Raw genomic sequence first — 13,777 nt, forward strand, 5'->3', positions numbered from 1 at the left:
TATCGTAAAGAATTAACCCTATGCTATTTAAAAAATCGATTCCTAAACTGATTGCTGAGGCAAATGAAAATGGTGAACATACCCTAAAACGAACATTAACGAGTGGCGGATTAATTGCGCTAGGCGTTGGAGCCATTATTGGAGCAGGACTATTTTCCTTAACTGGAATTGCCGCTGCAGAGAATGCTGGTCCCGCTGTTATCTTATCGTTTATTATCGCTGCCGTTGGTTGTGCTTTTGCCGGCCTATGTTACGCCGAATTTGCGTCCATGATTCCGGTCGCCGGAAGTGCTTACACCTACTCCTATGCGACAATGGGGGAATTTGTAGCCTGGATCATCGGTTGGGATCTTGTTCTGGAGTATGCTCTCGCCGGTGCCACCGTAGCCGTCAGTTGGTCGCAATACTTTAATCAGCTCCTGATGATTTTCCACATCCATTTACCCGACGCCCTACTGAAAGGCCCTTGGGAAGGTGGTATGGTTAATTTACCGGCAATCATTATTGTATGTTTGCTTTCTCTGCTATTAATGCGTGGAACACAGGAATCGTCACGCGTAAACAACATCCTGGTAATCTTAAAAGTAGGTGTCGTATTGATTTTTATCGCATTGGGCTGGAGCTTTATCAACCCTGCAAACCACGACCCATTTATTCCGGTAAATGCAGGCGAGGAAATGGTCAAAAATGGTCAACAAAGTCTGTGGACTTTTTTAAAGAGCGATGACTTTGGTCATTTTGGGTTCAGCGGTGTATTGCGTGCAGCGGGTGTTGTATTCTTTGCTTTCATTGGCTTTGATGCGGTAAGTACTGCTGCTCAGGAAGCAAAAAATCCAAAAAAAGGTATGCCAATTGGTATTATCGGCTCATTGGTTATCTGTACCCTTCTTTATGTATTGTTCTCCTATGTAATGACAGGTATTGAAAATTATACCATGTTTAAAGGCGATGCCAAACCAGTAGCAACGGCATTTGCGAAAACAGGATACCATTTTCTAAATACAGCATTAATTATTACGATTATTGCAGGTTATACATCCGTTATTCTAGTCATGTTACTAGGACAAAGCCGTGTATTCTACTCCATGAGTAAAGATGGCCTGCTTCCAAAAATATTTTCGGACCTTTCCAAAAGACAGACTCCTTGGAAAACAAATGCAATCTTTATGGTCTTCGTAAGTATCTTCGCTGGATTTGTTCCCGTCTCCGATCTTGGTCACATGGTGAGTATAGGAACCTTATTTGCGTTTACATTGGTTTGTGTAGGGATATTGGTACTCCGCAAAACAGATCCCAATCTGGAACGTCCATTCAAAACACCTTTAGTTCCATTTGTTCCGATCATGGGTATCCTTGTCTGTGTACTGATGATGGCCTCATTACCTATTGAAAGCTGGGAGCGTCTGGCAATCTGGCTGGCTTTAGGCCTATTGATTTACTTCGTTTATGGCAAGAAGCATAGTGTCATCCGTAAACAACATAGAGATCAACAAGGTATAGAATAATACAGACAAACACCATTCAGTAACACTTGTCTCGGTATAAAAATAGGGGCTTCTTAAAAAGAAGCCCCTATTTTTATACCGACAATATTGTTTTTAGTTACCAACGTATCCTTCCAAAATTGCTTATAAAGCGCTCAGTTTAAAATAACCATTTGCAATCACATCTTCTTTCAATCCTGTTTTAGGCACAATCTGAATATGGTATTTTTCCTTATCAGCATCAAGCAACAGGTCTTCTATTTCATAAATATCATCGACATCGAGCCCATATTTATCATCAATATGAGCGGTGCTATGGTGTTTCCAAAAAACGGTTCGTTTAGCCTTCTCAGTAGCCTTTCCCAAATTCGGCGCAACAATAAGTTCTTTATAGTGAAATTCATCAAATTCATTCGGTTTATAGCCGCCAAGATTGACAAAAAACAACTTCAATTCCGTGTCAGAAATTGCCGCATCATTTTTTTCCACGACCGCAATTTCATACTCGCCGATTTTATTGACGATCCGATAAGCATCAATATGAATTTTTCCATCGGCATCAGGCCAAAAATCTTTAATTGGATCTATAAAATCCTTCAGTTCATTTCCGATTCCGAAAAAAATATCATGTTGTTCCGTACGTCTATTTTTAGGTTTACAACCAATCAAAATCATAAATAATTTCATATGCAATAGTCTGTCTCTGTATGAGAATATCAAATATTCAGGTTATTTTCATTCCTGTTTTTGCTTTCGATCGTGGATATTTCATAACTTAAGCCCACTGAACAATAAAAATAACGATTATTCATCACATTTAATACACATAACCCCTTGACTATGAGTAAAATTTTATTATCATTTACGTTACTATTCCTATCCTTATGCTCTTTCGGGCAAAAACGAAGCACTGATAGAAAACTCGAAAAACAAATTAAACAGCTTATTCATGGTTTTCAGGGAGAAGTAGGTGTCTATGTACACGACCTAAAAAAACACAAAGAAGTTAATATCGGAGCCGACAGCATCTTTCCCACAGCAAGTGTTGTCAAAATCCCGATTTTAGTGGGCGTCTTTGATAAAATTGAAAAAGGACAGTTGCAATTAGATCAGGAGCTTGTCTACCGCGAGAGCCAAAAATATGGCGGTTCGGGCCTGATGCAATTCTTTAAGGACAGCAGCAAGGTTGATCTCAAGACACTTATTGCTCTTATGCTTTCTTATAGTGACAATGTCACGAGTATCTGGAATCAAAAACTTGCAGGTGGTGGAATAGCTATCAATACGCTGATGGCCGACCTTCAATTGCGGCATACGCGTGTAAACTCACAAACGGAAGGAAGAAAAACGGACTGGGAAAAATATGGCTGGGGACAGACCACACCAAAAGAGATGGCCGACCTCCTTACCCTGATCCGTCAGGGAAAGGTCATCTCGGAAAAATCCTCCGATCGCATGTATCGTTTTCTGGGCAATATGTTCTATGATGAAAGAGGGCTTTCCCAGATTCCTTCGACCGTAAAGGCCGCCTCCAAAACGGGATCATTGGATGATGTACGTAATGAAGTAATGTTGGTCAATGCACCCAAAGGCGATTATGTCTTTAGTATATTCACTAAAAACAATCAGGATCAGAGTTGGGGCAAAACCAATGCAGCAGAAGTGCTGACACGTAAGCTCTCCAAACTGCTATGGGATTATTACAATAAATAAATTAAACCAAGTGGACCGATAGCCGAACCACAAACAGATTACAAGGATAATAATAGGCCCGGTCATCGTATTGAATACTTTAAATTTAGATACGTTGGATTATACCATGATGACATGGGCGCTGCTGGTCTATTCTTGAGCCTAGTATAAGTTGTAAAAAAATAGGGAACGTTTCTGTTCCCTACTTTTTTAACTTAATCCCGCACTACGTGGATTGGTTTTCAACTATACATTTTTTGGGCTTTGCCGCTCAGGTCGGTACTACTTTTTAAAAGCGTCTTTCACATCTTTAGCAGCTTCTTTTGTGCCAGAAGCAACATCTTTAGCTACCTTTTTAGTACCATCAGCAACATCACCGGCGACTTTTTTAGTACCATCCGCGACATCTTTTGCCACATCTTTGGTTTTATCGGCGGCTGTATTCGCAGCGTCTACCGTAGCATCTTTTGCGTCTTTCAACCCTTCCTTCACATCCTGCCCCGCGTCACGTAAAGCTGTTTTGGTTTTTTCCCAAGCTGTATTAGCCTCCTCCGAAGCAGCACGTGCTTTTTCTTCAGCAGCTTTATCACCTTTGGCAATCGCTTCATCTAAAGCCTTTTTTGCTTCCTCAGCTTTCAAACGCGCGCTTTCTTCGGCGTTCTTTAAGTCTGCAATCGCTGCATCTACGTGCTCGCCTACTGTTTGTGCAGTATCAGTCGAATCTGACGCTTTTTTCTCTGAATTGTTACAAGAAGACATTACCAATGCTCCTGCTACTACCGCTAAAAGTGCAATTTTTTTCATTAGATTTTTTTTTAATGGCAAGAAGGTATCATGAGGTTGTATTTACCCATTTTGGACTCCCACTAACCACATGATACGCTCATGTAAGTTTGTAATTATATGATTAATTAGTCCATAATTTACAACTTCTATGCCAAATAGACAAACTTACTGTTTCGGATAAATTGTTCCCTTTGCAGCTTCCAATGTATTTTTTAATAATCCAACGATGGTCATCAGGCCCACACCACCCGGTACTGGAGTGATCCAGGAAGCCTTTGGCGCAACATGTTCAAAATCCACGTCCCCATATAATTTAAATCCAGATTTCGTCTCGGTTGAGGTTTCTCTATTGATACCCACGTCAATCACCACAGCACCCTCTTTCACCATATCCGCCGTAACGAAATTCTTCCGACCGATTGCCGCTACAACGATATCAGCACGTAATACCTCGGTTTTAAGATCTTGCGTACGGCTATGCGTTAACGTAACAGTACAGTTTCCGGGATTGGCATTGCGAGCCAATAAGATGCTCATCGGCGAACCAACAATATTACTGCGGCCTACAACCACGGCATGCTTGCCTGCTGTCTCGATCTTGTAATAATCCAACATCAACATAATACCATAAGGTGTCGCAGGGATGAAACATGGAAGATTACGTTGCATCCGGCCAAGGTTTATCGGGTGAAATCCGTCCACATCTTTACGATAATCTATTGCTTCGGTAATCTTGTCCGGATCAATATGTTTGGGTAAAGGCAATTGCACGATCAGCCCATCAATAGAATCATCTTTATTGATTTCCTGAACCTTAGCGATCAATTCCTCTTCAGTGATTGTCTCATCATAACGGATGTTTGTCGATTCGAAGCCGACCAATTGGCAATTACGCATTTTGCTCGCCACATAAGTCTCGCTACCACCGTCGTTACCAACCAGGATAGCTACCAAATGTGGTTTCCGACCCGTTTGAGTTGTAAATTCAGCTGCATCTAACGCAATCTGCTCTTTAATTTTTTCGGAAACTAGTTTACCATCTAATAGATTCATGTTTAGGAGATTTGATTGTATTTAAAAGGAGCCCAAGAGCTCCTTTATTTTGTATAATTTAAAATCTTATTAATCCAATTTCAATACCGCCATAAATGCTGATTGCGGAATTTCTACGTTCCCAACCTGACGCATGCGTTTTTTACCTTTTTTCTGCTTTTCCAACAATTTACGTTTTCGCGAGATATCACCACCGTAACATTTTGCCGTCACATCCTTACGTAAGGCAGAAATCGTCTCACGGGCGATAATTTTTGCACCAATAGAAGCTTGGATGCGGATCTCAAACTGTTGACGCGGAAGAAGTTCCTTCAGTTTCTCACAGATTTTCTTACCGAAATCGTAGGCATTGCTTCGGTGGATCAAAGAAGACAGGGCGTCCACCGGCTCATCATTCAATCGGATATCCAGTTTAACCAGATCCGAAGTACGGTAACCGATCTGGTGATAGTCAAATGAAGCATACCCTTTGGAAATTGTTTTCAACTTGTCATAGAAATCAAATACGATCTCACCCATTGGCATTTCAAAGACCAATTCTACACGATCCGAAGTCAGGTAATGCTGATTCATAATCGTACCACGTTTTTGAATACACAGTGACATGATCGGTCCTACAAAATCCGATTTAGTAATGATATTCGCTTTGATATAAGGTTCTTCAATCGAATCCAATTTACTTGGATCAGGTAAATCCGAAGGGTTGTGTACGATCACCTCTTCCTTATCCTTCGTCATATACGCTTTATAGGACACGTTGGGAACCGTAGTGATTACCGTCATGTCAAACTCTCTTTCCAGACGTTCCTGAATAATTTCCATGTGAAGCATTCCTAAGAAACCACAACGGAAACCAAAACCTAAGGCCGCTGAAGACTCCGGTTCAAAGACCAGAGAAGCGTCGTTCAACTGCAGACGGTGCATTGATTCACGTAGTTCCTCGTAGTCTTCTGTATCTACAGGGTAGATACCGGCAAAGACCATTGGTTTCACTTCCTCAAATCCTTGGATTGCCTCAGCACAAGGGCGATCTTTATGAGTAATGGTATCCCCTACTTTCACTTCACGCGCCTCCTTGATACCGGAGATAATATAGCCTACGTCCCCTGTTTTAATAACCTCTTTTGGCACTTGGTTAAGCTTCAAAGTACCGATCTCATCAGCAAAATATTCTTTACCTGTCGCTACGAATTTCACTCTGTCCCCTTTACGGATCTCGCCGTTTTCAACTTTGAAATAAGCCATGATCCCACGAAAAGAGTTAAACACCGAGTCAAAAATCAATGCTTGCAACGGTGCGTCAGCCTCCCCCACAGGATGTGGTATACGTTCAACAATGGCTTCCAGGATATCTGGGACCCCAAGACCTGTCTTTCCGGAAGCAGGAATAATTGCCTCACGTTCACCACCGATTAGATCCACAATTTGATCTTTCACCTCTTCGGGCATCGCACCCGGAAGATCCATCTTGTTTAAAATCGGGATGATTTCGAGGTCATGCTCTAAAGCCAAATATAAATTTGAAATTGTTTGTGCCTGAATACCCTGTGAGGCATCCACAATCAATAAAGCCCCTTCACAGGCAGCAATAGAACGGGATACTTCATAAGAAAAGTCAACGTGTCCGGGAGTATCAATCAGGTTCAAAATATATTCTTGACCATCTTTTTTATAATTCATTTGGATGGCGTGACTCTTGATCGTAATACCACGTTCACGTTCCAAATCCATATTATCAAGTAATTGTGCCTGTGCTTCGCGCTGACTAATGGTATTGGTATACTCTAAAAGGCGATCTGCCAAAGTACTTTTGCCATGGTCGATATGCGCAATAATACAGAAATTACGAATGTGCTTCATATAGGATTTTTAAACTCTTTTGCTAAAGGGCAAAGATACCTTTTTTTATACATATTTATAGAATCAAGTATATTTTTCATCAGTTGACTTTAGTCTGATGAAAAGTTTTGCTATATACATGAGACACAAGCAAAAAGCATTTTATTTTTGATCCGCTACGGCATAGGAAAAATGTTTCTGGTTGCGTGTCACCTTATCCATATCCCATGCGATCTTACCTTTAAACTGTTCTGAACGTATCGGGCAGTCCGCGACCTGACAATACCGGCAGCATTGCGGGAGACAGGGATCGGCATGGACAAAAAACTCCGTACGCACGGACATTTCTTTATTGACAATCTTATCAACAGCCGAAATCTCATCATGAACTTTTATCAGGTCAAGGTAGTTTGGCAAAGTGAGGTGACAGTCGACATGCAGTTCATTGCCATAGCGCTGCACCCGAAGATTATGCACGTCAATCCACTCATCCTTACGATTACGTTCCAAAATCGCTACCACATCCTGCACAAGTTCGGTATCTGATTCATCCATCAGGCCACCGATAGACTGCCGAAGTAATTTATAGCCATTTAACAAGATAAAGAGCCCCAATATAATGGAGATTACCACATCGATCCATTGGAATCCCGTTAGTTTCATCAGGATTAAACCCAATATCAATCCAATTGTACTGTAAGCATCCACCTGCAGGTGTTTGCCGTCGGCAATTAGGGTAATGGACCCAAGGGCGCGTCCCCTTTTCATGATATAAAATCCCACAGCAAAATTGATCAGCGAGGTGATTCCGATCAAGTAGATCCCCTGTACGAGATGAGTTATCTCTGCCGGAAAAAAGATATTATAACAGGCTTTGGCTAAAATAATCGCTCCAGCTATAAAAATCAGTCCCCCCTCAAGGAAAACAGAAAAGAACTCAACTTTACCGTGTCCATAGGGGTGATTTTCATCTTTAGGCTGTGCCGCAAGATAAATACTATAGAAAGCGAAACCAGACGCGATCACATTGACGATGCTTTCGGCGGCATCTGTAAAGATGGCACTGGAATCTGTCAAAAAATAAGCTACGAACTTAATGAGCATTAAGCCTAATCCTGTAAACAGCGATAATAAAACCAATCTTGTTTGTTTTGACATGACCTGTATTTTGTAGGGCAAAGGTAAAGATATAACGCCAAATCAACTCGATTAGTTTTACACATCAATAGCACAGCGATGTCAATTATTAGCGGGCTAAATCGCATCAATCGCTTTTTGTTAGCAAAGCCCCAACAAAAACAACCTTTTTCTTTGTAAATTTTCAAAAATAAAGACCATTATTTGCAACGTATATAATATCTTTGTCTTACCATGAGCACATCATCATACTTATCAGACAGGATAAATAATTTGTCCGAATCGGCTACACTTAAAATGACCAAGTTGGGCCGCGAATTAGCAGCAAAAGGCGTTAATGTAATCAGCCTTAGCGTAGGTGAACCTGATTTTAACACTCCTGAACATGTAAAAGATGCAGCAAAAAAGGCCTTGGATGAAAACTGGACACGTTATTCGCCAGTACCAGGATACCCTGAATTGCGTCAGGCGATTGTAAATAAGCTAAAAACAGAGAATAATCTGGATTATGATATTTCGCAGATCGTTGTTTCAACAGGTGCAAAACAATCCCTGTCTAATGTGATCCTAACGTTGATCAATCCAGGTGACGAGGTAATCATACCAACACCATACTGGGTATCCTACTCGGAGATGGTTATTTTAGCAGAGGGAAAATCAGTCTTTATCAATACAGAAATCGACAATAACTTTAAGATTACGCCAGAGCAATTGGAAGCGGCCATTACGCCAAAAACCAAACTGTTCATGTTCTCTTCACCAAACAATCCAACTGGAACAGTTTATAGTAAAGATGAATTAGCGGCATTAGCGAAAGTTTTTGAAAAATATCCACAGATATTTATTTTATCTGATGAGATCTATGAGCACATTAACTTTGTGGACAAACACGAATCTATCGCACAGTTTGACAGCATCAAAGATCGCGTTATTATCATCAATGGTTTTTCAAAAGCCTTTGCCATGACAGGCTGGCGTTTGGGTTATATTGCGGCAAACAAAACAATTGCTGCGGCAAATGATAAATTACAAGGCCAGACAACCTCAGGTACTTGTTCTATTTCACAACGTGCCGGTATCGTCGCTTACGAGCAAGGATTAGCGTCAGTCAATAAAATGAAAGAAGCTTTTGCGCGCCGTCGTCAATTGGTTTACGATCTATTGAGCGATATCCCGGGAGTACGTACCAATCTTCCAGAAGGCGCATTCTACTTCTTCCCGGAAATTTCTTCCTTCTTTGGTAAGAAAGATCAGGATGGTAATATCATCAAAAACTCGTCTGATCTAGCTTTATATCTACTGAATGTTGGCCATGTCGCTACTGTAGGCGGTGATTCATTTGGTAATGACAACTACATCCGCTTATCGTATGCTGCTTCTGACGAAAGTCTGATCGAAGCATTAAAGCGCATCAAAGTAGCATTAGGCAAATTAGCATAATCAGTATATATTATAAAAAATGGGCTGTTCAATCAAATTGGACAGCCTTTTTTTATCAATCTCAGTCTTTTCAATCCCTCTGTATTCCCTATAGCGGTATAATCCAATACATTCTCTCATTTAATCTGCTCCATCACTTCAATAAATTTTCTTCCTTTGTTCTTCGGGTCAAAAAGCATTTTTTCTACCTTATCCAGTTCAAGAGCATCTAAATGCCCAGGCAGCAGACTCTCTTTCATCAATCTAAGTAATTGTGCCCAGTCGGCACGGTTAATGCTGTGCTGGATCAATTGCATCATCTGCACGGCATTACGGTATTCTTTTCCTGCTTTCAGTTCTACAACCATATCCATCCAGTCACCGTAAGTGAAAACTCTGTTTTTTTCCCGTTGCAGTTGCAATGCTTTCATCTTGACCATGTCATAGCCCAGCAGCGTTTCCGTTACAGAATCGATATCCATGCAAGCAGCGATTTTCACATAATCTTTTGGAAATTCCAAACGCGCATCGTCATCCAGGAGCTTACAGAACGCGGGCACCTCCTTTTTTAGAGAATCACAGTTCTGTTGTGCCTGCACAGCAGTTGTTATTAAAACAAGTACAATAGCGGATATCCACGGATAAAAAGAGTTTAATTTCATGCTCCCAAGATACCCATTTTTGGAAAATATCATCCCCAGCACATAATTTACATTGATTTTAGCGCTTCAGATAAATATTTATTACATTTACCTTTATGAGTATTTTAACAGAAAAATTCAAAACGAAGCATGATACGGCTCCGTTTTCACAGATAAAAAACGAAGATTATATCCCTGCGTTTGACGCAGCGATCCAAAAAACAAAAGCTGAGGTCGACGCCATCGTCAATAATCCCGAAGAAGCTACATTTGACAATACCATTGCAGCGATGTCTTATTCCGGACAGACCTTAGATAGATTGTCCAGTATCTTTTTCAACCTGCATTCCGCAGAGACCAATGATGAACTAGAAAAGATAGCACAGGACGTTGCCCCAAAATTATCCGCTTTAAGCAATGATATTACCTTAAACTTTGACCTGTTCAAACGTGTAAAAGCAGTTTATGATCAAAAAGATCAACTGACACTTACAGCAGAGCAAACAACGTTATTGGAAAAATCATACAAGGATTTTGTCCGCAATGGAGCGCTATTGAACGATGAGCAGAAAGAACAGCTGCGCGCAATTGATGCTGAGCTATCGCTTTTAAAACTAAAATTCGGAGAGAATGTCCTTGCGGAAACCAATGCTTATCAACTGCTGGTTACTGAGGAAAAAGATTTGGCTGGACTTCCGGAGGGTGCCATTGAGGCAGCCCATGCATTGGCCAAGGCCAATGAAAAAGAAGGCTGGTTATTTACCCTGGATTTCCCAAGTTACCTCCCTTTCGTAACCTATGCCGACAACCGCGAATTGCGTAGGGAAATCACCTTGGCCGCAGGGCGAAAGGCTTTTCAGGACAATGAATATAACAACGTTGAAAACGTATTAAAAATTGTAAAACTACGTTTTGAACGCGCTAAATTATTAGGATATACCACCCATGCAGATTTTGTGCTGGCTGAACGAATGGCACAGAATCCGACGAAGGTAACCGAGTTTCTGAATGATTTGCTCGGGAAGGCGAAACCAGCCGCGCAGCGGGAGTTCGCTGAATTAAGTGCTTTTGCTAAGAAACTGGACGGCATCGAACAGCTGGAGAAATGGGATGGTGCATACTATGCGGAGAAACTAAAACAAGAACGTTTTAATCTGGATGACGAGAAGCTTAAGCCCTATTTCAAGCTCGAAAATGTGCTACATGGTGCATTTGAGGTTGCACACCGCCTATTTGGCATCAATTTCAAAGAAGTCAAGGATATTGAAACCTACCACGAAGAAGTACAGACCTTTGAAGTCACCAAAGATAACGGCGACCTCGTCGCTATCTTCTATGCCGATTTCTTTCCACGTAAAGGGAAACGAAATGGTGCCTGGATGACTTCCTTCAAGCCGCAGTACGTACAGGACGGAAAACAAGAGCGTCCGCATGTTTCCATTGTATGCAACTTCACCCGCCCGACGGCAACAAAACCATCCTTATTGACCTTTCAGGAGGTTACAACACTATTTCATGAATTCGGTCATGCGCTGCATGGTATGTTGGCTGACACGATTTATCCAACCTTATCCGGCACCTCTGTCTATTGGGATTTTGTTGAATTGCCAAGCCAGGTCATGGAAAACTGGTGCTACGAAAAAGAGGCCTTGGAATTGTTTGCCAAACATTATGAAACAGGAGAAGTGATCCCAATGGAATTGGTGGAAAAAATCCGTGAGAGTGCATCTTTTCTGGAAGGAATGGCCACGATGCGCCAATTGAGCTTTGGCTTATTGGATATGGGCTGGCATGGACAAAACCCAAGTGCTATTGCTGATCTGAAAACATTCGAAGATGAACAATTCGCATCCACCAAGTTGTACCCTGATGTCAAAGAGAATGCGATGAGCACAGCCTTCTCCCATATTTTCAATGGCGGCTACTCATCAGGTTACTACAGCTACAAATGGGCCGAAGTACTGGACGCAGATGCTTTTGATTATTTCAAACAAAATGGCATTTTCAACACCGAAATTGCCCATAAATTCCAAGATAATATCTTATCCAAAGGCGGAACAGAACATCCAATGCTACTCTATAAACGATTTAGGGGACAGGAGCCGTCTGTTGAGCCTCTACTCAAACGGGCAGGTTTACTTAAATAAGCAGCATACAACTTTTATAAAACCCCAGAAGATAAAATAGCTGGGGTTTTCTTATAGCGTATAAACAGACTTAACAGCCTCGTTTTCATTAATTTATCAGCTAGAATGAACCTTCAGTTGATTTATTATCAAAAAAGTCGTATCTTTGCTAAACATAATTGGGGTTGACCGGAATTGACAGGATGGAGACGGTTATGTAAGCATGTAGTGCGTTGTTAGTAGAGCACTTTAATCTGAACTTTCAGAATTATAACTGGCGAAGAAAACTACGCCTTAGCTGCTTAAGTTAGACTTAACATAGCTATTTGTCCCGTTAGATCCTGTTCTTTGGTTTAACATTTGGGGCATCGAACGATAGAACTGGCAAGTGTGATGTTGCTAAGCACTTGTGAGAAACAGCAACTACGGCGTACGGTATAGGTAAGCGACTCACCTTCCCTCGCCCGACAATCAAAGAGAAGCTAAACATGTAGAAAGCGTATACAGTACCATGACTGGACGAGAGTTCGAATCTCTCCAGCTCCACTTGAAAAGCCATATTCAGCATTGCATATGGCTTTTCTTTTTTAGTCACTATCCCGTACGAAACTGTTTTCTATACTTTAAGGGTGACACCTTTGTAACCACTTTAAACTGTTTGCTGAAATGTGCCCAACTGTTATAACCACTGTCATAACAGATATCCAAAATCGGCCGATTCGTATCTCGCAACAGTTTGCAGGCATGACCGATCCGGAGCTCCTTTATAAAACCAAAATAACTCTTTTTAATGTTCTTTTTAAAAAAGCGGCAAAATGCCGAAATTGACATATTCGTACTGGCGGCTACCTCCTCCAAGGAAATAGGATTTAAGAAATTCTTGAAGGAATAATCTATTATCGCTTCGATAACGATGTTTTCCTCACGGCCTGCGATCGTATCAAAAGCCATGGTGATCACCTTTTGTTCCTCTGATGCCCCGATCCTATCCATACAGCTTAATAGTAGCTGAATACGTTCAAGCCCCTCTGTATTTTCAATCTGACGGATCATAAGCGCGATCTCTTTCGAAAGATCTCCCGTAAGCTGGATTCCCGTGCTATCATTTTTCAACAAGCCCGCGATAACATGCATCTCGGGAAGCGCTAAAAATCCCGTTCCCCAAAAATCCTTTAGAAAATGAACCACTATAGCACTCCCGACCGCGTCCTGCTTCGATTTGCGAAACCAATGGGGCAGATCCGATCCAAGAAAGAACACGTCTCCCTGCTTGTAATCACCGATGTAATCACCAATAAGCGCTGTACCGTTTCCCTCGGTGATCAAAATTAGCTCACATTCGGGATGCCTATGCCAGGCCGTTTCAAAAGTCGGTGTTCTGTACGTTCGACAGGCAAAAGAGTATTGTTCTTCAACGTGTATTTTCTGGATCAGTGTTTTCATTCTAAAAATCTTACTAGCGAATACATCTGCTATCTGAACACATAATATACGATTATAAAGGCGAAAAATGGCAAGATAACATATTTTTTCAGCCAAATAGCAGTTGAAAGATGCTCGATGGATACTGTAAATTTATCGTAGGACAAGGGAACCAAAT

General features: G+C 41.3%; 11 protein-coding genes and 1 other RNA gene. 5 read left to right on the forward strand and 7 right to left on the reverse strand.

What is annotated here, in order from left to right; all coding sequences use genetic code 11:
• Positions 1-20: 20 nt before the first annotated feature.
• The gene (locus tag ABTV71_RS23435; protein ID WP_433901287.1) at positions 21-1,505 is read left to right on the forward strand and encodes an amino acid permease; all 1,485 of its coding nucleotides are present in this window, start codon (positions 21-23) and stop codon (positions 1,503-1,505) included.
• A 123-nt stretch (positions 1,506-1,628) separates the two neighbouring features.
• Here ABTV71_RS23435 and ABTV71_RS23440 read toward each other — a convergent pair whose 3' ends face one another.
• Positions 1,629-2,171 carry a DUF1543 domain-containing protein gene (locus ABTV71_RS23440; protein ID WP_108636420.1) on the reverse strand — a complete coding sequence of 181 codons (543 nt, stop codon included), beginning with the start codon at positions 2,169-2,171 and terminating at the stop codon, positions 1,629-1,631.
• 153 nt (positions 2,172-2,324) lie between these two features.
• Between ABTV71_RS23440 and ABTV71_RS23445 the strand changes: the two genes are divergently transcribed.
• Complete coding sequence (locus tag ABTV71_RS23445; protein WP_433901288.1) at positions 2,325-3,197, forward strand: serine hydrolase; 873 nt, start codon at positions 2,325-2,327, stop codon at positions 3,195-3,197.
• A 261-nt stretch (positions 3,198-3,458) separates the two neighbouring features.
• Here ABTV71_RS23445 and ABTV71_RS23450 read toward each other — a convergent pair whose 3' ends face one another.
• The 4 genes from ABTV71_RS23450 to ABTV71_RS23465 all read right to left on the reverse strand — a co-directional run bounded on the left by ABTV71_RS23450 (position 3,459) and on the right by ABTV71_RS23465 (position 8,012).
• The gene (locus ABTV71_RS23450) at positions 3,459-3,980 is read right to left on the reverse strand and encodes a hypothetical protein (protein ID WP_121125904.1); all 522 of its coding nucleotides are present in this window, start codon (positions 3,978-3,980) and stop codon (positions 3,459-3,461) included.
• Positions 3,981-4,127: 147 nt separating this feature from the next.
• Positions 4,128-5,015 (reverse strand): bifunctional 5,10-methylenetetrahydrofolate dehydrogenase/5,10-methenyltetrahydrofolate cyclohydrolase, encoded by an 888-nt coding sequence (locus tag ABTV71_RS23455; RefSeq protein ID WP_433901289.1) that lies wholly within the window; start codon positions 5,013-5,015, stop codon positions 4,128-4,130.
• A 69-nt stretch (positions 5,016-5,084) separates the two neighbouring features.
• The gene (lepA, locus tag ABTV71_RS23460; protein ID WP_121125906.1) at positions 5,085-6,875 is read right to left on the reverse strand and encodes a translation elongation factor 4; all 1,791 of its coding nucleotides are present in this window, start codon (positions 6,873-6,875) and stop codon (positions 5,085-5,087) included.
• Between the two features lie 141 nt (positions 6,876-7,016).
• The gene (locus ABTV71_RS23465; RefSeq protein WP_433901290.1) at positions 7,017-8,012 is read right to left on the reverse strand and encodes a cation diffusion facilitator family transporter; all 996 of its coding nucleotides are present in this window, start codon (positions 8,010-8,012) and stop codon (positions 7,017-7,019) included.
• 213 nt (positions 8,013-8,225) lie between these two features.
• Between ABTV71_RS23465 and ABTV71_RS23470 the strand changes: the two genes are divergently transcribed.
• A complete protein-coding gene (locus ABTV71_RS23470; RefSeq protein ID WP_245971387.1) occupies positions 8,226-9,431 on the forward strand; it encodes a pyridoxal phosphate-dependent aminotransferase in 1,206 nt (401 codons plus the stop codon).
• Between the two features lie 116 nt (positions 9,432-9,547).
• On the opposite strand, the gene ABTV71_RS23475 is transcribed toward ABTV71_RS23470, so the two are convergent.
• Positions 9,548-10,072: a hypothetical protein gene (locus ABTV71_RS23475; RefSeq protein WP_433901291.1), complete on the reverse strand. Its 525-nt coding sequence runs from the start codon at positions 10,070-10,072 to the stop codon at positions 9,548-9,550.
• Positions 10,073-10,167: 95 nt separating this feature from the next.
• Between ABTV71_RS23475 and ABTV71_RS23480 the strand changes: the two genes are divergently transcribed.
• Positions 10,168-12,198: a M3 family metallopeptidase gene (locus tag ABTV71_RS23480; RefSeq protein ID WP_433901292.1), complete on the forward strand. Its 2,031-nt coding sequence runs from the start codon at positions 10,168-10,170 to the stop codon at positions 12,196-12,198.
• A gap of 160 nt (positions 12,199-12,358) precedes the next feature.
• Positions 12,359-12,726, forward strand: a transfer-messenger RNA (tmRNA) gene (gene ssrA, locus ABTV71_RS23485).
• A 45-nt stretch (positions 12,727-12,771) separates the two neighbouring features.
• On the opposite strand, the gene ABTV71_RS23490 is transcribed toward ssrA, so the two are convergent.
• Positions 12,772-13,620 (reverse strand): AraC family transcriptional regulator, encoded by an 849-nt coding sequence (locus tag ABTV71_RS23490; RefSeq protein WP_433901293.1) that lies wholly within the window; start codon positions 13,618-13,620, stop codon positions 12,772-12,774.
• Positions 13,621-13,777 lie beyond the last annotated feature (157 nt).

Source organism: Sphingobacterium puteale, assembly GCF_050986225.1.
Lineage (GTDB): Bacteria > Bacteroidota > Bacteroidia > Sphingobacteriales > Sphingobacteriaceae > Sphingobacterium > Sphingobacterium puteale.